Source organism: Nonomuraea rosea (assembly GCF_039539705.1).
GTDB classification, from domain to species: Bacteria; Actinomycetota; Actinomycetes; order Streptosporangiales; family Streptosporangiaceae; genus Nonomuraea; species Nonomuraea rosea.
On record NZ_BAABDQ010000020.1, the window covers coordinates 225928 to 243936 of the forward strand.

Consider the following 18009-nt stretch of genomic DNA (forward strand, 5'->3'; position numbering starts at 1 on the left):
GTCACGCGCCGCCCAGCGCGACCGCCCACGGCGTGTTGAGATAGCTCTGCCGGGGCACCAGGCCGGCCAGGTGCGGGGCGTAGTAGACGTTGACGTACTGGGTCGCGATGGGGATGTTGAGCAGGTCCCCGGCCATGATGGCCTGGGCCTCGGCCACCTTCCTGGCCCGCGCGGCGTCGTCGGCGGTGACCATGGCGGTGGCGATGGCGGCGTCGTAGTCCGCGTTCCGGTAGCCGCCGAAGTTGTAGAAGTTGCCGGTGGTGAAGAACTGGTAGTACGCCAGCGGCTCGGGGAAGTCCAGGTAGCCGCTGGCCAGGAACAGGTCGATCCCCGCGCGGGCCTGCGGCGCGGAGAACACCGCCCCGAACTGCTCGGCGGTGAGCGGCTTCAGCTCGATGCTCATGCCCGCCTGCCCGGCCGCGTCGGCGATCGCGGTGGCGATCCTGGTCTCCTCCTCGATGGCCGTCGTGTACGCCAGGACGATCTTCTCCTTGGCCTTGGCGGAGCCGCTGACGAGCCGCTTGGCCTTGGCGAGGTCCTGGACCGGCTCGGGCAGCTTGTCGTACGCGGCCTGGAAGACGTCCTCGGCGTAGCCCCACGCGGCCGGCGGGACCAGGGCGCGCAGCGGCTGAGCGGTGCCCCGGTAGACCGACGCGGTGATCCCCTTGTAGTCGATCAGCGCCTGCAGGGCCTGCCGGGTCGCCGGGTCGGAGAGCGCGCCCTGCTGGTTGAGCACCGACAGGAACGTGGTGGCCAGGCTCTGCCCGTACAGCAGGCGGCCCTTGCCCGCGAGGCGGTCGTGCGCGGCGCGCGGGACGCTGAACTGGCCGTCCACGTCGCCGCCGGCCAGCGCCGCGCTCTGCGCGGACGGATCGGTGATGAAGGAGAAGCGCAGGTTCTTCACCTTCGGGCGGGCCGCCCGGTTCCACCAGGCGTCGTTGCGGGTCAGCACGATGTTCTGCCCCTGCGTCCAGGTCCCGAGCCGGTACGGCCCCGTGCACATGACGCCGCCCTTGGCCGTGCCGAAGTCCTTGCCCGCGGCCTGCGCGAAGTCCTTCTGGACGACGAAGAAGGCGGGCATGGCGAAGAAGTTCGGGACGACGATGTCGGGCTTCTTGAGCTTGACGGTGATCTCGTCGCGCCCGGTGACGTCGATGCCGCGCAGGTGGGCCGCCCAGCCGATCCACGACGAGCCGAGCTTCGGGTCGAGGACGCGCTTGACGCTGTAGACGACGTCCTCGGGGGTGACCGGCTTGCCGTCCCAGAACGTGACGCCGTCGCGCAGGCGGATCACGTACGTGAGGGGGTCCGGGTGTTCGAGGGCGGTGGCCAGGGCGGGCTCCGGCCGGTAGTCCTGGCCGAGGGTGAACAGGCCCTCGCACATGTTCGCGGCGACGGTGCTGACGGACTCGATGGCGGACAGGGCGGGATCCAGCGTGGGGGGCTCGCCGGCGGGGACGTTCCAGTCGACGGTGTCGACGTCCTTGGCCGGGGCGGGGACGGACGTGGTGATGACCGGGGCGGTCGCCTGTTCCGCGGCGGGAGCGGCGCTGTTCGCGCAGGCGGCGAGCGTGCAGGCGCCGGCGAGGAGCGCGGCGAGCGCGGCCGGGCGGGGACGTTTCATGGGGGACCCTTCGTACTGGGGCGGGCCGTGGGGGGTCAGTCGGGGGGTGCGGTCAGCAGGCCGACGAGGCGGTCGATGAGGGGGCCGACCCGGTCGCTGTTCCAGCGCTCCGGGTCTTCCAGGCTGGAGACGTAGAAGCCGCGCAGGACCAGGTGCAGGATGTCGGCGGCGAACGCGGGGTCGGCCGCCCCCGCGTCGCCGGCGGCCCCGGCCAGCAGGTCACGGCTGATCCGCGAGTCCCTGCGCAGGGCCTGCACCGACGCGGACTCCGGCCCGCCGCGGCCCAGGATCTCCATGAAGAGCCTGCGCAGCACCTGGTCGTTGCCGGTGGTCGAGCACGCCCAGCGGGCCACGGCGGCCAGCCGCTCGCGGCCGGCGCTGCCCTCGATACTCTGGCCCAGCTCCTGGCCCCACGCCTGGATCGCGTGCTCTATGGCGTTGAGCAGCAGGGCTTCGCGGGTGGGCAGGTAGTTGGTGACGAGCGTCGTGGAACCTCCGATGCGTTTGGCCACGGCTCTGATGGACACGCCGTCGATGCCGTCGGCCGCCACGATCTCCAGGGTGGCGTCGGCGATGGTCGAGAGGCGCTGGGTGATGTCAATCTCCACCGGCATGGACTGCAGGGTAACCACGCCCGGCCGGATATACAACACCGTTGTACATCAGCGTTGTATCACGTACTCTCCTCGGCATCGCCGATGCGACGGCGACGCTTCGGTGCAGGTCGCCGGGGTGTCCCGCGCGTGATTGCCTAGGAGCAGGCATGGAACTCTGGCAGTTGCCCGCGACGGAGATCGCGGCAGGAATCCGTACCAGGGAGATCTCGGCGGCCGAGGTGATGGAGTCGTGCCTGGCCAGGATCGAGGCCGTCAACCCCGCACTGAACGCCCTTGTGGAGGTGCGCCCCGAGGCGGCGCTGGCCGACGCGCGGCAGGCCGACGCGGCGGTGGCCGCCGGCGCGGAGCTCGGCCCGCTGCACGGCGTGCCGGTCTCCACCAAGATCAACACCGCTCAGCGGTCCCGCCTGACCAGCCACGGGCTGTCGGCCATGGCCGGCGCGACGGCCGACGGCGACGACGCGTGCGTCAGCGCCCTGCGCGCCGCCGGTGCCGTCTTCCTCGGCCGCAGCAACGCCCCGGCCTTCTCCATGCGCTGGTTCTCCTCGAACGACCCGCACGGCAGGACCCTCAACCCGTGGAGCGCGGCGCACACGCCCGGCGGCTCCAGCGGCGGGGCCGCCGCCGGCGTCGCCGCCGGGATGACACCGATCGGGCAGGGCAACGACATCGCCGGGTCGGTCCGCTACCCCGCCGCCTGCTGCGGGCTGGTCGGCATCCGCCCCACGGTCGGCCTGGTCTCCAACTGGGCGCCGCCGGGGGACATGGAGCTGGAGGGCCCCCTCACCTTCCAGGCCTGGTCCGTGCACGGCCCCCTGACCAGGACCGTGGCCGACGCGCGCACCGCCCTGTACGCGATGGCGGGCGCCGACCTGCGTGATCCGTTCGGCATCCCCGCCGTGCACCGGGCGGCGCCCGCGGAGGGCCCGATCCGCGTCGGGCTCGTCCGCGACGTGGGCCTCGCCAAGCCGCACCCGTCCGTCGAGGACGCCCTGGACACCGCGGCCGGCTGGCTGGCCGCGGCGGGCTACGAGGTCGAGGAGCTGGAGCTGCCGCTGCTCGCCGAGGCGGCCCGGCTGTGGTCCCTGCTGCTGTGCGAGGACCTGCGGCCCATGGTGCCCGGCATGCGGGAGCTGGGTGACGAGGCGACCCGGATCAACCTGACGCACTGCTTCGAGGCCGCCGCCGAGCTGTGGGGCGCGGAGCCCGGCATCACCGCGTACATCCAGGGCTGGGCGCGGCGCGCGACGCTGATCACCCGGCTGCAGGAGCTGCTCGGCACGAGCACGATCCTGCTCACCCCGGTCTCGGCCGAGCCGCCCTTCGAGCAGGACGCCGACATCATCGATCCGGAGCGGGCGCGCAGCCTGTTCGCGGCGCAGTGGCCCATGACGTCCGTCCCGGTGCTGGGCTTCCCCGCGGTCTCCGTGCCGACGGGAGTGGCCGGCGGGCTCCCGTCCGCCGTCCAGCTCATCGGCGGGCGCTTCGCGGAAGACCTCATCCTGAACGCCGCTCAGGCCATCGAGGACCGGGCGCCCCGGCTCGGCGGCGACCTCTGGAGCTGACACCTTTACCGGCACCGTTTGAGCGCTTCGCCCAGGGGCACCTGATACCGGCGAGCTGGGAAAACGGGGGGTGTGAGGTGCGCGATTCCGACGGTGAGCACGACGCCGGGGCGCGCGGCCCGCGGGCCGCCACGACGACGGGGCGGGGTGCCTGATGCGGCTGCCGGCCGCGCGCGGCCCCATCACCGCCACCCTCTTCGACCGGCTCAGCGGCCCGCCCGCCGACGCCGCGCCGCCGCCCATGGCTCCCGGCGGGCCCGCGCTGGCCGACGACGACCTCCAGCTTGCGCTCTTCGCCTGCTACGAGCTGCACTACCGGGGCTTCGACGACGTGGACGACCGCTGGGAGTGGCAGCCCTCGCTGCTGGCCACCCGTGCACTGCTCGAACACCGCCTGGAGGACGCGCTGGCCCGCATGGTGTCCCGGCCGGCCGCCGTGCCGCCGGGGAAGGTGCGCGGCGCGCTGGCCGGGCTCGCGGCCGAGGAGGAGGCGGACCCGTCGCTGTCGGCGTACCTGCTGCGGGAGGCCGATCTGGAGCAGTTCCGCGAGTTCGTCGTGCACCGGTCGATCTACCATCTCAAGGAGGCCGACCCGCACACCTGGGCGATCCCGCGCCTGCACGGCGGCCCCAAGGCGGCCCTGGTGGAGATCCAGGCCGACGAGTACGGCGGCGGCCGGCCGGAGCGGATGCACGCGGAGTTGTTCAGGGCCACGATGACCGGCCTCGGCCTGGACGACTCCTACGGCGCCTACCTCGGCCGGGTCCCCGCGATCACCCTGGCGATCTCCAACACCATGTCGTTGTTCGGGCTGCACCGCCGCCTGCGCGGTGCGGCGGCCGGGCACCTGGCGGCCCTGGAGCTGACCTCGTCCCTGCCCAACCGCCGCTACGCCACCGCGCTGCGCCGGCTCGGCGGAGACCCGGCCGCCACGCGCTTCTACGAGGAGCACGTGCAGGCCGACGCCGTGCACGAGCAGATCGCCGCGCACGACCTGTGCGCCGGACTGGCGGCGCAGGACCCGTCGCTGAGCGGCGACATCCTGTACGGCGCCGCCTGCGCCCTGGCGCTCGAACGACGCTGGGCCGAGCACGTCATGGCCCGCTGGCGGCGCGGGACCACCTCGCTGGAGGACGACATGGTGGCGGCGAGCCCCGCGTGACGGAGCTCCCCCTGCGCTGGGAAGACGACGCGGACATCGAGCTCGATCACGTGCTCCCCCTGCGCGGGGAGGACGACCCGGGCATCGAGCTCGACTACGTGCTCCCCTTGCGCTGGGAGGACGACTCCGGCATCGAGGAACTGACCTCCTACCTGCGCCGGCTGGCCCGCCACGCCCGGATCATCGTGGTCGACGGCAGCGGCCCAGGCCTGTTCGCCGGCCACGCCCGCCGGTGGCGCGGCCTGGTGACCCACGTACCTCCCGACGCAAGCCTCCGCCACGCCAACGGCAAGGTCGCCGGCGTGACCACCGGGCTGCGGCTGGCCTGCTCCGAGCACGTGGTGATCGCCGACGACGACGTCCGCCACGACGTGCGCACGCTGAGCGCCATCCGCCGGCTGCTCGCCCGCGCCGACCTGGTCAGGCCACAGAACTACTTCCGCCCGCTGCCGTGGCACGCCCGCTGGGACACCGCCCGAACGCTGCTCAACCGCTGCTTCGGCGCGGACTATCCCGGCACGTTCGGCATCCGCCGCTCCTTCTTCGAGCGGATGGGCGGTTACGACGGCGACGTCCTGTTCGAGAACCTGGAGCTCATCCGCACGGTCCGCGCGCACGGCGGCGTCGAGTGCCGTCCGGCCGGCCTCTATGTCCGCCGCCTGCCACCCGACGCGTCGCGGTTCTGGTCGCAGCGGGTGCGGCAGGCGTACGACGATCTGGCGCAGCCCGCGCGGCTGGCGTTCTTCCTGGCCGTGCTGCCCACCGTGGTGCCCGCGGTGGCCGCAGGGCTGCTGCGCCGCAGGCCTGGGCTGGTGGCGGCGGGGGCGGGGGCCGCGACGGGAGTGGCGATCGGACTGGCCGAGGCCGGCCGGCGCCGGGCCGGGGGCCGGCGCGTGTTCCCGTGGAGCGCGTCCCTGTTCGCCCCGCTCTGGGTCCTGGAGCGGGCCACGTGCAGCTGGCTCGCCGTGGCCGCCGTGTTGCGCGGGGGCATGCCGTACGCGGGCCGCCGGCTCAGGCTGGCCGCCCACTCCACGCGCCGCCTGCGCCGGCGCCGGAGCGGCGAACCGGACGGGCGTCAGAGCGGCGGGTCGGGCCGGGTGCCGGCGCGGAAGCCGGTCGCCTTGTGCGAGCCGTCGCAGAACGGCTTGGACGAGGAGCGGCCGCAACGGCAGAGCGCCACCGTGGATCTGCCTGGAGCGATCGTCACCCCGTCCTGAGTCACCAGCTCGAAGGGGCCCCTGATCAGCAGCGGACCGTCCTCACATGGCGTCACCGTCACCAATTCGTCCATCGGCCACACCTGCCCTGCCGGCACCAGCGGAAACAACCACGGCGCGGCCGGTGGCGGGGAGGGGCCCTCGGCGCGGCCCGTGGCGGGGAGGGGCCCCCGCCGCTCTCCCGTTCGCGAGGACGCTCAGCCGCACACGACGCGGCCGGCCCTGAGCCAGTCCGCGCGGCAAGGACCTGTTCCGGTTAGAGGGGGCCGTACCCGATCAAGAGCGCCGGGGCCGTCCACGCCTTCGGCGTCCAGGAGTTCTTCAGCGTTGTCCGGGCGGGGTGGGCTGGAGGTAGACCGCCGAGGCGATCGGGACCCGGTCCCGGATCTGCCGTTCCGTCCTGGCCAGCGCCTCGGCGGCGGCGCCGTCCGCGGCCTGCCCCGCCGGCATCGTGACCCGGGCGGCCACCAGCAGCTCTTCCGGTCCCAGATGCAACGTGCGGAGCTGGGTGAACCCGTAGATCGACGGATCGTTGTCCAGGATCTCCTTGATCGTGTCCTGGACCCCCGGCGAGGCCGACTCGCCGATGATCATGCTCTTGGTCTCCTTGGCCAGCGTCACGGCCACGGCGACCAGCAGCAGCCCGATGGCCAGCGACCCGACGCCGTCGAAGGCGGCGTTCCCGGTGAGCACCGCCGCCGTCACTCCCGCCAGCGCGAAGCCCAGCCCGGCCAGCGCCGCCGTGTCCTCCAGCAGGACCACGGGCAGCTCGGGCGCCTTGGCCTCGCGGATGAACCGCGCCCACGACCGCCGCCCGCGTACGCGATCGGCGTTGCGTACGGCGGTCCGCAGCGAGAGGCCCTCCATGACGATGGCCGCCACCAGCACCCCGACCGCCCACGGCCAGCTCTCCAGCGGATGCGGGTGGGCGATCTTCTCATACCCCTCGTACAGGGCGAACAGCCCGCCGCCGAAGAACAGCACCACCGATACGAGAAATCCGTAGAAGTACCGCTCACGCCCGTAGCCGAAGGGGTGGTCGCTGCTCGGCTCCTTCCTGGCCCGCCTGCGGCCGAGCATCAGCAGCCCCTGGTTCCCGGAGTCGGCGACGGAGTGAATGCCCTCCGCCAGCATGGCCGAGGATCCGGTGAAGAAGAACGCCACGAACTTGGTCGCGGCGATCCCCACGTTGGCGGCCAGCGCCGCGAGAGTCGCCTCCTGTGATCCGTCCCCGCTCACGCCCGCCTCCTCGCCGTACACCGATGAGAGGGTGCCTTTACCCTGCGGGCACGGAAGTATCAGATTCCCTGCCGCCCGGGCCGGTCGAGGGGGATGCGGGCGCGCACGCGGTAGCCGCCCCCGAGCCGTCGTCGCGCGTCCAGATCACCGCCGTAGACCGCCACCCGCTCCCGCAGGCCGATCAGCCCGCGCCCGGACCCACGTTCGGCGTCCTTCGTCGTCCCGGAACCTCCGGCCGGAGCCTCGCGCTCAGGCTTCGCGGAGTTTCCGGTCAGCGCACTCGGGCCCGTGTTGAGCACCTCCACCCGCAGGGAGCGGTCCGCGTACCGGATCGTGACCTGCGCCTTCGTCGCCCCGTCCGCGTGCTTGAGCACGTTGGTCAGCGCCTCCTGCACGATCCGGTAGGCGGTGACCTCGACCCCGGCGGGCAGCGGGCGCGGCTCGCCGGAGATCCGCACGTCCACGGCCAGCCCGGCGAACGAGATCCGGTCGATCAGCGAGCTGAGCCTGCCGAGGCGCGGCTGCGGCGACAACTCCGCCTCCCGCGCCCCCGCGTCATACGGATCCACACCGTACGACCTCGCACCGTACGGATCCGCACCGTACGACCCCGCACCGTACAGATCCGCACCCTGCCGATCTACGCCGTGCAGATCCGCGCCGTACGGCTCGTCGTCACCGCTCTCCGACGGCGCGAGCAGCCCCAGCAGGTGCCGCAATTCGGTCATCGTGTCCCGCCCCGCACCCTCGACGGCCTCCAGCGCCGCCTCGACCTCACCAGGCAGGGTGACGGGCACCGCGGACAGCACATCACGGGCGGCCGCGGCCTGAACCACCATGAGGCTCACGTTGTGGCTGACGATGTCGTGCAGCTCCCGCGCGATCCGCGAACGCTCGGCCTCCACGGCGCCACGGGCAGCGCTCTCCCGTTCCCGCTCCAGGAGCCGGCCACGCTGTTCGAGGCCCGCACGGTGCAGACGGCGAGCACGCACCAGGGCCACCGCGAGCCACCCGGCGACCGCGCACGCCACCACCAGGGCTCCGAATAACCACCCGGCCGCCGATTCCCACACCCTTCCACTCTCGCAGACCGGCGTCGGACCGAACGCGCCACCCGACCGGTGAAAAAGCCCTGGCGGCCCGCGATCAGGAGCCGCGGAAGACCTTGCCCGCGTACGTGATCTCGTTCTGGCCCTCGCGGGTCACCTCGATGGCGATCTGGTCGGGGTCGGCGGAGGGGACGATCCGCAGGGTGCCCGGGTAGCACGCCTCCCCCTTGACCCGGTCCAGCGCGAACACCAGACCGCTCTTGGCCGGCCCCACCCGTCCCGAGCAGTGCAGGTCGGCGCCCCACCGCATGGTGGACGAGCCTCCGGGGCGCAGGCGCAGCTCCACGGGGAAGATCCGCTTGGCCGTGGGGTGCTCGGCCGACCCCGTCCACGTGCCGTCCAGGTCCGGTGCCGGTGTCCGCCCCACGGGCGAAGGCTGAACGGTCGCCGACTGCCCGGCCTGCGCCGGCCGCGACCGCGTGGGCTCGGGCTGCTGGGTTCCGCGCGGCCACAGAATGAACCCGGTGACCCCGAGTGCCAGGCAGGCCAGCGCGACGCCCGCGTGCCAGGACCGCCATCGCCGTACGGCGGGGACCTTCCCCACTGGCGTGATCTCGCCCTCTGAAGGCGCGGTCGTGTCCTCCGGTAACGCACTCTCGTCACCCGACGGCCCGGTCGTGTCCTGAGGACCCGATGGCGCGGTCGTGTCCTCAGGCAACGCGCTCCCGCCACCCGACGGCGCGGTCCTGCCCTCAGACAAAGCGCCACCCACCGGCGGGGTCGCCGTCGCCGCCCGTACCCCGGTCGTCAGCACGTCGTCCGCACCCGGGTCGAGGCCGGGAACCTGTCCGAGCAGCCGGCGCAGCACCTCCTCGGCGTCCGGCCGGTCGCCGGGCCCGGGGGCCAGGCAGGCGTCCACGATCTCCCGCAGCCGCCCGGACAAGCCTCCCAGGTCCGGCTTGCCGTACAGGATCCTGGCCAGGATCTCCTGGTACGTGTCCCCCATGTACGCGTGCCGGCCCGTGGCCGTGTAGGCGACGGTCAGCGCCCAGGCCCACAGGTCGGCGGGCGGCCCGGCGGACTCGCCCTGGATGCGTTCGGGGGCCAGGTAGGCGGGAGTGCCGACGGGGAAGCGGGTGGTGGTGGCCGCGGCGTCCATCAGCCGGGACACCCCGAAGTCGATCACCCGGGGCCCGTCGAGGCTGAGCAGGACGTTGCCCGGCTTGAAGTCGCGGTGGATGACGCCCGCCCGGTGGATCGCGCCCAGGGCGGTGGCGGTGCCGATGGCGAGCCGGTCGAGCGACCCGCCGAGCCGCGGTCCCTTGGCGATCACGTGCTCGCCGAGCGAGGGGCCGTCGACGTACTCGCTGACCAGGTACGGCCGGTCGCCGTCGAGGTCGGCGTCGAGGAGCTGAGCGGTGCAGAAGGCCGCCACCCTGCGCACGGCGGCGGCCTCGCCCAGGAATCTGCGCCGCACGTCGGGGTCGCCGGAGAGGCTGGCGTGCAGCAGCTTGACGGCCACCTGCGCCCCGCCGGGCGAGGAGGCGAGGAAGACCACGCCCTGACCGCCCTGACCGAGCCTGCGCGAAAGCCGGTACTCACCCAGTTGCTCGGGGTCATCAGCGCGGAGCTCCGACATAGGCCGTCATTATTCCAGGCAAGCGGTCAAGACCCGCATAACCATCGAGTATCGACACCCCCACCTGCGCAAGCGACCGGGGGCGACGCTTGCCTCACCCTCCCGTACACCGAATATCCCTGCCAACGGCCGGCGATCGCTGGTAAGGGTGGAAGCATGATCTTCCTGAGGCGGACGGTACTGGCGCTGCTGATCATCCCGATCACCGCGGTCCTCACCCCGCACGCGGCGGCCGACGCGCACACGCGGCCGCAGACCGACTCCGGGGCGTCGGCCCGTCGCATGCTGACCCAGCTCAAAGTCGCCGAACCGCTGTCCATCCGCGGCTACAGCCATCGGCGGTTCCAGCCCCGCTGGGCCCATCACCGGGGCAGGTGCGACGCGCGCGAGATGGTCCTGGCGCGCGACGGGCACCGTGTCCGCAGGAACGCGGCCTGCCACCCGGTCAAGGGAACCTGGTACAGCCCGTACGACGGGAAGCGGCTGAAGAGCGAGCGCCAGGTCGACGTCGACCACGTCGTGCCGCTCGCGTACGCCTGGCGCTCGGGTGCCAGCAGGTGGAGCCAGGCGCGGCGGCGGGCGTTCGCCAACGACCTCACCCGGCCGGAGCTGATCACGGTCAGCCACTCGGCCAACCTCGCCAAGGGCGGCCAAGGGCCGCAGAGCTGGCGCCCGTCGCGCCGCTCCCACTGGTGCCGGTACGCGACCTCCTGGGTCACCGTCAAGCACCACTACCGGCTCTTCGTGACCAGAAGCGAGAAGGTGGCCCTGCTCAACATGCTCCGTACCTGCGGAGGACGGTGACAGCCGGGTACGCCCCCACGGACGTGCTGCCGGTCGCGGCCCGCGCCTGCCGGCTGGAGGGTCGCGAGGGCTCGGTCGCGCCGGGGTTCGACGCCGATCCGTCGGCCGACGTGAGAGCGCTGCGGCGGCCCGTGGCGGTCTGCCGCATGGGCGAACGCGTCCGCGCCTGAGGTCACGCCAGCGAATCGATCCAGCGTCCGAGCCTGCGTCCTTCCGTCGCCATGAGCTCGGGGTCGCGAAACGTGTTCGTCAGCAGCGAGATGCCCTGGTAGGCGGCGATCAGGGCGACCGCGAGCTCGCGCGCGTCCGCCCGGCCCATGGCCTGGAACTGGCGCTCCACCCAGTCGAGCAGCTCCCCCATGACCTTGGCGACCGCGCGGTCGAGACCGTCGTCGCGCTTGTCGAGCTCGGAGGCGAGGGTTCCGGTGGGACAGCCGTACTTGGCGGTGAGGTCGCGTTGCCCGATCCAGCCCTGCAGCAGGGCCTTGAGCCGCTCCTGCGGCGTGCCGAGCCGCTCCATTGCCTCGATCATGGACTCCAGCTGCCGGCCGTGGGCGTCGATGGCCGCCTCGATGAGCTGGTCCTTGGTCTTGAAGTAGTAATAGACGTTGCCCACGGGGACGTCGGCCGCGCGCGCGATGTCGGCGAGCGTGGTCTTCTCGACTCCCTGCTCATGAAGCACGCGCACGGCGGCGCCCGCCAGCCGCTCCCGCTTCCCCACCCGTGTTGAGTCAGTCACCTGACTAACTATAGACACGTCGCCTCTCCTGCCGCTATGGTCTCGACTCAGTCAGTCAGCTAACTAACTCTTTGAAGGCGACATCATGATCACTGGCCGAGCAGGCGCGGCGGAGCCCTTTCTGGCCGAGCCGCGCGTGGCCACCCTGACCACGTTGCGGCCCGACGGCTCACCGCACGTCGTGGCCGTGCGCTTCACCTGGGACGGCGGCGCGGGGCTGGCCCGCGTACTGACCGTCGGCACGTCACACAAGGCGCGCAATCTGGCGGACGGCGGCGGTCGCGCGGCCCTCTGCCAGGTCGCCGGATTCCGCTGGATCACCCTCGAAGGCGCCGCCACGATGTCCGGCGACCCGGAGCAGGTGGCCGAGGCCGCCCGCCGCTACACCCGCCGCTATTCAGCACCGCCGCCCTACCCGCCCGGCCGGGTCGTGATCGAGATCGCGGTGGACCACATCATGCAGCTCAATATCTGAACGGAACGACCATGCCCATCCAGCACGTACTCGACTCCACGATCTCCTACCGGGAAGCCGGCTCCGGCGCACCGATCGTCTTCCTGCACGGCAACCCGACCTCCTCCTACCTGTGGCGGCACGTCATGCCCGCCGTCGGATCGGGCCGCCTCCTGGCCCCCGACCTGATCGGCATGGGCGAGTCGGGCAAGCCCGCGATCGACTACACCTTCGACGACCACGCCCGTTACCTGGACGCCTGGTTCGACGCGCTCGGCCTCGACGACGTGGTGCTCGTCGGCCACGACTGGGGCGGCGCGCTCGCCTTCGACTGGGCCGCCCGCCACCCGGGCCGGGTCCGCGGCATCGCCTTCACCGAGGCCATCGTCAAGGCGATGACCTGGGAGGAGTTCCCGGACGGCGGCCGTGAGCTGTTCCAGGCGATCAAGACGGAGGGAGTCGGGGAGTCCATGATCCTCGACGACAACGCGTTCCTCCTCCAGGGCCTGCCCGCCACCGTCGCCACGCCGCTGGCCGAGCAGGATCTGGCGGAGTACCTGCGGCCGTACCCGACCAGGGAGAGCCGGTTGCCGCTGCTGCGCTGGCCGCGTTCGATGCCGCTGGGCGGCGAGCCCGCCGACGTCGTGGCCAGGATCGAGGCGTTCGGCAAGTGGGCGGCCACCAGCGCCGAGGTGCCGAAGCTGCTGATCGGCTTCCAGCCCGGCCCCGGCTCGATGTGGCGGCCCGAGACCGTCGCCTGGTGCGCCGCGAACATGGCCGCCCTGGAGATCGCGCAGCACGACGCGGTCGCCGGGCACCACACCCCCGAGGACCATCCGCTGAGCATCGCCGCGTCCATCCGGGACTGGCTCCAGAACTGAGACCCGCGAGGGGCCCGCGCCGCAGGCCCCTCGCGAGCCGCTCCCGCCACACCAGGCACAAGCGAGGACACAGAAGCAACAATCTTTTCCACGCCGGATTCACAAGAGTGAACGCGAGCGATTATCGTGTAATTGGGAGCGCTCCCATACGCGAGAGATGTGATGCACATGCCCCTCCTCCCCGGCCCTTTGTCCACCGCGCCGATCCGCACGGTTGAGTGCCTGCGGCCGTCGGTGCCGGCCGGTGTCGGCGAGGCGCGCTCCCTGGTTCGCGAGCAGCTGAGCGGCTGGGGCCTCGATCACACCATCGACGACTGCCTGCTCATCGTCAGTGAGCTGGTCACCAACGCCGTCCGGCACGGCGGCTCCGCCTTCGCCCTGCGCCTGGAGCACCACGCGGACCGCGTGTACGGCGAGGTCTTCGATCCGGGCGACGGCCGCCCCCACGCGTGCCCGCCCGACCTCGACGCTCTCTCGGGACGCGGGCTGCAGATCGTCGCGGCGATCGCCGACGACTGGGGCGTGGCTCCGGCGCGCGGCGGCAAGATCGTGTGGTTCGCGGTCAAGTTCGAGCGATAGCCGCCTCGCGGCCGTGATGAAACTTTCAGCCCTCGAACTGCTTCTCCACGCCTTTCCCCGCCCGGCCGCGATCCCCCGCGACCTGGGCTGATCCACGAGCCGCTGCAACGGGCGATGCGCGTGCGGCTGCCGTTTGCAGGCCGATGGCCGTCGAGACTTCACCGGCGAATCTGGCTGTGCTTGACTCACCGCATTCGGGAAAGCGCTTACCGGCAAGGTCACCGCGCCGGGACGGGTCCGGCTCAGCACACACCTGCGAACAGGAGTTTCGACGTGCGCGAAAAGGAACGATTCGGCCGGAGACTGGCGGTCGTGCTCACCGCCGGCCTCATCACGACCGGAGGGCTGGTGGCCGTGCTCAACACGCCCGCCTCAGCCGCTCCGTCGAACGGCAACTACACGCTGGTCAACACGGGGAGCGGGCTGTGCGCCGCCGTACCGGGGCAGAGCACCGGTGACGGCGTGCAGCTCGTGCAGAACGCGTGCGCCGGGCAGACCTTCACGCTCACCGCCTCCGGGAGCAACTTCCAGCTCAAGGCCCAGCACAGCGGCAAGTGCCTGGGCGTGCGCGACGCCTCCACCTCGGCGGGCAAGGCGGTCCAGCAGGAGACCTGCACCGGGGCGGCCTCGCAGACCTGGCAGCTGACCGTCTCCGGGGCCAACTACCGGGTGGTCAACGCCAACGGCGGCAAGTGCCTCAACGTCCAGGACAACTCCACCTCCTCCGGGGCCCTCCTGCAGCAGAACTCCTGCGACTCGGCGGCCACCAAGCAGTGGACGCTGCGGCCCGCCGACGGCTCCACCCCCGGCCCCAGCCCCACCCCGACGGTCACCCCGACCAGCGGCGGCGGCGACGGCAGCGGCGCGTGGCCGTCCGCGACCGGCAGCGTCCACATCACCTCGACCCAGGTGCTCGGCAGCTTCTTCGACGGCGGGCTGAAGAGCTACTACGGGATCGGCGACGGCGGGCAGAGCGAGAGCCAGGACCCGATGTTCGAGGTGCCGAACGGCGGCACGATCCAGAACGTCATCATCGACGCCCCGGCCGGCGACGGCATCCACTGCCTGGGCTCGTGCACCATCCGCAACGTGTGGTGGAACGACGTCGGCGAGGACGCCGCCACGTTCATGAGCTCCAGCTCCTCGGCCACGTACCTGGTCGACGGCGGCGGCGCCAAGTCCGGCTCCGACAAGGTCTTCCAGCACAACGGCGCCGGCACGGTGACCATCAAGAACTTCCAGGTGCACGGCTCCGGCAAGCTCTACCGCGCCTGCGGCAACTGCTCCAGCTCCTACCAGCGCCACGTCGTCCTGAACGGCGTGACCGCCCGCACCACCAAGGTGCTGGCCGGGATCAACACGAACTGGGGCGACACCGCCCGCTTCAGCCGGATCACCGTGTACGGCAGCGCCACCATCTGCGAGAAGTACAAGGGCGTGCCCAAGGGCAGCGAGCCCACCAAGATCGGTGAGGGCGCCGACGGCGTGAACTGCATCTACTCCTCGTCCGACATCACCTACCGGTAATCCTTCGTCCCGAAGTGAGTGGCGCGGCAGCACACGCTGCCGCGCCACAGGCGTCTCACCCGGTCAGGCGGTCGGACTCGGCGACGGTGTTGTCGTGGCTGCCGACGAGGAAGTCGCAGATCGTCCGCAACTGCTCATTCGAGAACTCGCCCATGAACCGGCGGCTGCGAGCGTCCAGCCCCTCGTAGAACGCGGCGATCCGGCCGAGCGCCTCGGGCACGGCCTCGACCAGGACGCTGCGGCGATCGTCCGGATGCGGCCGGCGCCGGACATATCCCGCCTTCTCCAGCCGGTCGATCATGTGGGTGACGGCACCCGTCGTCCGGCCCAGCCGGGTGCTCAGCGCGCCCGCGGTGCTGGCGCCCTCCCTGTTCAGGGTGTGCAGGCACAACAGGTCGGTCGGGCCGACGCCGGCCTGCTGCGCGATCAGGTCGTTGAGCCGTCCCATGGCTCCGGCCAGATCGGTCATCACGAGCACGATCCGGTCGGCGAGCGCGCCGGCCTCCTCGTCGTGCGGTTTGACGTCCATGCGCACTCCTTATTATCTTCATGAATAAGATACTTCACGATTGAGATAGTTCACTCTATCCCTCTTCCTCAATTGGAGGGCCTCGGTGTCCATCGAGACATCCAACCCGGCCACCACCGCCGCCACCGGCCGCGTCCGTACCATCGCCCTTCTCGTGATCCTGCTGGCCAGCTTCATGGACCTGCTCGACGTGACCATCGTGAACATCACCGTGCCCGCCCTCAGGGCCGAGCTCGGCGCCTCGCCCGCCCAGGTGCAGTGGCTGCTCGCCGGCTACACCCTCGCCTTCGCGCTCGGCATCATCACCGGAGCCAGGCTCGGCGACCTGTACGGCTACCGTCGCGTCTTCCTGATCGGCATCGCCGGCTTCACCGCCGCGTCGGCGCTGTGCGGGGCCGCGCCCACCGCGGACGTGCTCGTGGCGGCCCGCGTCGTGCAGGGGCTCTTCGCCGCGGCGATGGTGCCCCAGGTGCTCTCGCAGATCCAGCTCATGTACGCGCCCGGCGAGCGCGGCGGCGCGATGGCCGCGTTCTCCTCGCTGTCCGGCCTCGCGGCGGCGGCCGGGCCGATCCTCGGCGCGGCGCTGCTGGAGGTCGACTGGTACGGCCTGGGCTGGCGCAGCGTGTTCTGGCTCAACGTCCCCGTCGGCATCGTGACCCTGCTCATCGCCCTGCGCGTCCTGCCGCGCGGGCACGGCGTCACCCGGCCCCGGCTCGACCTGACCGGCCTGCTCATCTGCGGTGCGGGGCTGGTGCTGATCCTCTACCCGCTCATCGCCGGCAGCGAGGAGCGGCCGTGGCCGGTCTGGACGTACGCGTGCCTGGTGGCGGGCGTGGCCGTGCTGGCCGGTTTCGTGCGCCACCAGCGCCGGCTGTCGGAGCGCGGCGGCGCACCGCTGGTGGAGGTGTCCCTGTTCCGGATGCGCTCGGTCGGGGGCGGGCTGCTGGTCCAGTTCCTGTTCTTCGTGCCGGTGATGGGCTTCTTCTTCACCTTCATGCAGCTCCTGCAGTCAGGACTGGGCATGGCGCCGCTGGACGCGGGGGTGACGATCCTGCCGTGGCCGATCGCCACCACTGTCGCGGCGGGGCTCGGCGCAGCGGTGCTGCTCCCCCGGCTGGGGCGGGCCACCGTACAGGTCGGGCTGGTCGTCCTGGCCGCCGGCTTCGCGCTCCTGGCCCTGGCCGCGAACGCCGCCACGCCGGGCACGGGCTGGCTCGCCTTCCTGCCGGGCGTCGTGGTCGGCGGCGCGGGGATGGGCCTGACCGTCGCGCCGCTCGCCCAGCTCACCCTGGAGAACGTGCCCATCAGGCACGCCGGCTCGGGCTCCGGGCTGTTCAACACGGTCGCCCAGGTCGCCGCCTCGGTGGGCGTCGCCGTCACGGGCACGGTGTTCTTCCCGCTGCTGACCGCGCACGCGGGCGAGCCGGCGCACGGCTACGGCACGGCGTTCAGCGTCATCGTCTGGGGCGGCATCGCCCTGCTCGCACTGACCCTCGCGGTCAGCTTCCTGCTCCCCCGCAAGCCTTCCGCGCCGTGACGGCGATCGCGCCCGCACCTCGCGGCTCCGGGCGGCAGACTCTCTCGCAGGGGGCTCCGCAGCGCCCTCCCATGAGCCAGAGAGGGCCACCGCCGGCCGCCGTCTCGGTCTGATCCCCTGAGAGATCGCCGCCGCCCTGATCCCCGTACAAGCCATCCAGACGCCGCCCCACGTCGAAGAGAGGGTAGAACCAGCCGACCGACGCCGAAGGGAAGCCACATGCGTGCTGCCATCAGGACCGTCATCATGCTCGCCGCCGCACTGATCGCCATCGCCGCCGCGCAGGCCGCGGCCACCGCCGCGACAGCCATCGAGTACGGGCTCATCGCCGCACCCTGAGCCCTGGGCGGGGCCCGGTTCAGTGGCCGGGTCGTTCCGATCGTGCCGGTACGTCCCGTGCCCCCGCCACCGCCGCGAGCGCGTGAGGATAGCCCGTGAGGCGGCGGGCCAGTGCGTCCAGGGCGTGGCTCAGCACGCGCGCCGGGACCCCGCGCGCCGTGAGGATGTTCGCCAGCCAGCCGGTGAAGGCGGAGAAGAGCCCGGGGTCGCCGACGTACACGGCGGTCCGCAGGTAGTCGACGAGGTATCCGATGTCCTCGACGCGCGGCCTGGCGACGTCGTCCAGGTCGTCCGCCTGGGCGGTCTCCGATCGTTCGGCCAGCTCCGCCATGACGCCCCTCACCAGGTCCGCGGCCGAGCGGGTGAGCAGCGCGTACTCGGGGTCCGCGACATGCGGCGGCCGGTCCGCAGGCCGGCGCGGCACCGGCCCGGCGGCCAGGAGTTCGGCGGCGGCGCGCGCGTCGGGCGCCCAGGCGTCGGCCCCGAGCAGGCGGGCGTAGCGGCCGTC

General features: G+C 72.2%; 17 protein-coding genes and 2 pseudogenes. 10 read left to right on the forward strand and 9 right to left on the reverse strand.

All coding sequences use genetic code 11. The annotated features are described in order from the left end of the window. Position 1 precedes the first annotated feature (1 nt). Positions 2–1624: an ABC transporter substrate-binding protein gene (locus tag ABEA43_RS37735; RefSeq protein ID WP_345569581.1), complete on the reverse strand. Its 1623-nt coding sequence runs from the start codon at positions 1622–1624 to the stop codon at positions 2–4. Between the two features lie 35 nt (positions 1625–1659). Further along, the gene (locus ABEA43_RS37740; protein ID WP_345569583.1) at positions 1660–2238 is read right to left on the reverse strand and encodes a TetR/AcrR family transcriptional regulator; all 579 of its coding nucleotides are present in this window, start codon (positions 2236–2238) and stop codon (positions 1660–1662) included. 149 nt (positions 2239–2387) lie between these two features. Between ABEA43_RS37740 and ABEA43_RS37745 the strand changes: the two genes are divergently transcribed. From ABEA43_RS37745 to ABEA43_RS37755, 3 genes are all read left to right on the forward strand, one after another. Continuing rightward, the gene (locus ABEA43_RS37745; RefSeq protein ID WP_345569585.1) at positions 2388–3806 is read left to right on the forward strand and encodes an amidase; all 1419 of its coding nucleotides are present in this window, start codon (positions 2388–2390) and stop codon (positions 3804–3806) included. Positions 3807–3960: 154 nt separating this feature from the next. After that, positions 3961–4968: an iron-containing redox enzyme family protein gene (locus tag ABEA43_RS37750; RefSeq protein ID WP_345569587.1), complete on the forward strand. Its 1008-nt coding sequence runs from the start codon at positions 3961–3963 to the stop codon at positions 4966–4968. Then, positions 4965–6185 carry a glycosyltransferase family 2 protein gene (locus ABEA43_RS37755; RefSeq protein ID WP_345569589.1) on the forward strand — a complete coding sequence of 407 codons (1221 nt, stop codon included), beginning with the start codon at positions 4965–4967 and terminating at the stop codon, positions 6183–6185. Before ABEA43_RS37750 ends, ABEA43_RS37755 begins: the two co-directional genes overlap by 4 nt. On the opposite strand, the pseudogene ABEA43_RS37760 reads toward ABEA43_RS37755, so the two are convergent. From ABEA43_RS37760 to ABEA43_RS37775, 4 genes and pseudogenes are all read right to left on the reverse strand, one after another. Continuing rightward, positions 6149–6259: pseudogene (locus ABEA43_RS37760) on the reverse strand (hypothetical protein); the annotation flags it as partial. The gene ABEA43_RS37755 and the pseudogene ABEA43_RS37760 sit on opposite strands and share 37 nt — an antisense overlap. Before the next feature lie 247 nt (positions 6260–6506). Next, a complete protein-coding gene (locus ABEA43_RS37765; RefSeq protein WP_345569591.1) occupies positions 6507–7424 on the reverse strand; it encodes a cation diffusion facilitator family transporter in 918 nt (305 codons plus the stop codon). 59 nt (positions 7425–7483) lie between these two features. Beyond that, entirely contained in the window at positions 7484–8497 is a 1014-nt protein-coding gene (locus tag ABEA43_RS37770; RefSeq protein ID WP_345569593.1) for a sensor histidine kinase, read from the reverse strand. A 73-nt stretch (positions 8498–8570) separates the two neighbouring features. Beyond that, positions 8571–10112, reverse strand: a complete 1542-nt coding sequence (locus tag ABEA43_RS37775) for a serine/threonine protein kinase (protein WP_345569596.1) — start codon at positions 10110–10112, stop codon at positions 8571–8573. Between the two features lie 156 nt (positions 10113–10268). Here ABEA43_RS37775 and ABEA43_RS37780 point away from each other — a divergent pair, with 156 nt between their 5' ends. After that, positions 10269–10916, forward strand: coding sequence for a GmrSD restriction endonuclease domain-containing protein (locus ABEA43_RS37780; RefSeq protein WP_345569597.1), 648 nt, complete (start codon positions 10269–10271; stop codon positions 10914–10916). Then, positions 10913–11086 carry a hypothetical protein gene (locus ABEA43_RS37785; protein ID WP_345569599.1) on the forward strand — a complete coding sequence of 58 codons (174 nt, stop codon included), beginning with the start codon at positions 10913–10915 and terminating at the stop codon, positions 11084–11086. Before ABEA43_RS37780 ends, ABEA43_RS37785 begins: the two co-directional genes overlap by 4 nt. A gap of 2 nt (positions 11087–11088) precedes the next feature. On the opposite strand, the gene ABEA43_RS37790 is transcribed toward ABEA43_RS37785, so the two are convergent. Further along, on the reverse strand, positions 11089–11655 hold the full coding sequence (locus ABEA43_RS37790) for a TetR/AcrR family transcriptional regulator (RefSeq protein ID WP_345569600.1): 567 nt from the start codon (positions 11653–11655) through the stop codon (positions 11089–11091). 85 nt (positions 11656–11740) lie between these two features. On the opposite strand from ABEA43_RS37790, the gene ABEA43_RS37795 reads away from it, so the two are divergent. The 4 genes from ABEA43_RS37795 to ABEA43_RS37810 all read left to right on the forward strand — a co-directional run bounded on the left by ABEA43_RS37795 (position 11741) and on the right by ABEA43_RS37810 (position 15096). Further along, entirely contained in the window at positions 11741–12130 is a 390-nt protein-coding gene (locus ABEA43_RS37795; protein ID WP_345569601.1) for a pyridoxamine 5'-phosphate oxidase family protein, read from the forward strand. 11 nt (positions 12131–12141) lie between these two features. Next, positions 12142–12990, forward strand: coding sequence for a haloalkane dehalogenase (locus tag ABEA43_RS37800; protein WP_345569602.1), 849 nt, complete (start codon positions 12142–12144; stop codon positions 12988–12990). A 168-nt stretch (positions 12991–13158) separates the two neighbouring features. Continuing rightward, entirely contained in the window at positions 13159–13569 is a 411-nt protein-coding gene (locus tag ABEA43_RS37805) for an ATP-binding protein (protein ID WP_345569603.1), read from the forward strand. Between the two features lie 273 nt (positions 13570–13842). Next, complete coding sequence (locus tag ABEA43_RS37810; RefSeq protein ID WP_345569604.1) at positions 13843–15096, forward strand: pectate lyase; 1254 nt, start codon at positions 13843–13845, stop codon at positions 15094–15096. Between the two features lie 55 nt (positions 15097–15151). On the opposite strand, the gene ABEA43_RS37815 is transcribed toward ABEA43_RS37810, so the two are convergent. Continuing rightward, positions 15152–15625 carry a MarR family winged helix-turn-helix transcriptional regulator gene (locus tag ABEA43_RS37815; protein ID WP_345569606.1) on the reverse strand — a complete coding sequence of 158 codons (474 nt, stop codon included), beginning with the start codon at positions 15623–15625 and terminating at the stop codon, positions 15152–15154. An 85-nt stretch (positions 15626–15710) separates the two neighbouring features. Between ABEA43_RS37815 and ABEA43_RS37820 the strand changes: the two genes are divergently transcribed. Beyond that, positions 15711–17162 carry an MFS transporter gene (locus tag ABEA43_RS37820; RefSeq protein WP_345569607.1) on the forward strand — a complete coding sequence of 484 codons (1452 nt, stop codon included), beginning with the start codon at positions 15711–15713 and terminating at the stop codon, positions 17160–17162. Between the two features lie 358 nt (positions 17163–17520). Here the strand turns inward: ABEA43_RS37820 and ABEA43_RS37825 are convergent. Further along, positions 17521–18009, reverse strand: a pseudogene (locus tag ABEA43_RS37825) (cobalamin-binding protein); the annotation flags it as partial.

Bases quoted from the DNA above. Each gene is read 5' to 3' on its own strand.
- ABEA43_RS37735 (WP_345569581.1), bottom strand. From the start codon at position 1,624: ATGAAACGTCCCCGCCCGGCCGCGCTCGCCGCGCTCCTCGCCGGCGCC.
- ABEA43_RS37740 (WP_345569583.1), bottom strand. From the start codon at position 2,238: ATGCCGGTGGAGATTGACATCACCCAGCGCCTCTCGACCATCGCCGAC.
- ABEA43_RS37745 (WP_345569585.1), top strand. From the start codon at position 2,388: ATGGAACTCTGGCAGTTGCCCGCGACGGAGATCGCGGCAGGAATCCGT.
- ABEA43_RS37750 (WP_345569587.1), top strand. From the start codon at position 3,961: ATGCGGCTGCCGGCCGCGCGCGGCCCCATCACCGCCACCCTCTTCGAC.
- ABEA43_RS37775 (WP_345569596.1), bottom strand. From the start codon at position 10,112: ATGTCGGAGCTCCGCGCTGATGACCCCGAGCAACTGGGTGAGTACCGG.
- ABEA43_RS37780 (WP_345569597.1), top strand. From the start codon at position 10,269: ATGATCTTCCTGAGGCGGACGGTACTGGCGCTGCTGATCATCCCGATC.
- ABEA43_RS37795 (WP_345569601.1), top strand. From the start codon at position 11,741: ATGATCACTGGCCGAGCAGGCGCGGCGGAGCCCTTTCTGGCCGAGCCG.
- ABEA43_RS37800 (WP_345569602.1), top strand. From the start codon at position 12,142: ATGCCCATCCAGCACGTACTCGACTCCACGATCTCCTACCGGGAAGCC.
- ABEA43_RS37805 (WP_345569603.1), top strand. From the start codon at position 13,159: ATGCCCCTCCTCCCCGGCCCTTTGTCCACCGCGCCGATCCGCACGGTT.
- ABEA43_RS37815 (WP_345569606.1), bottom strand. From the start codon at position 15,625: ATGGACGTCAAACCGCACGACGAGGAGGCCGGCGCGCTCGCCGACCGG.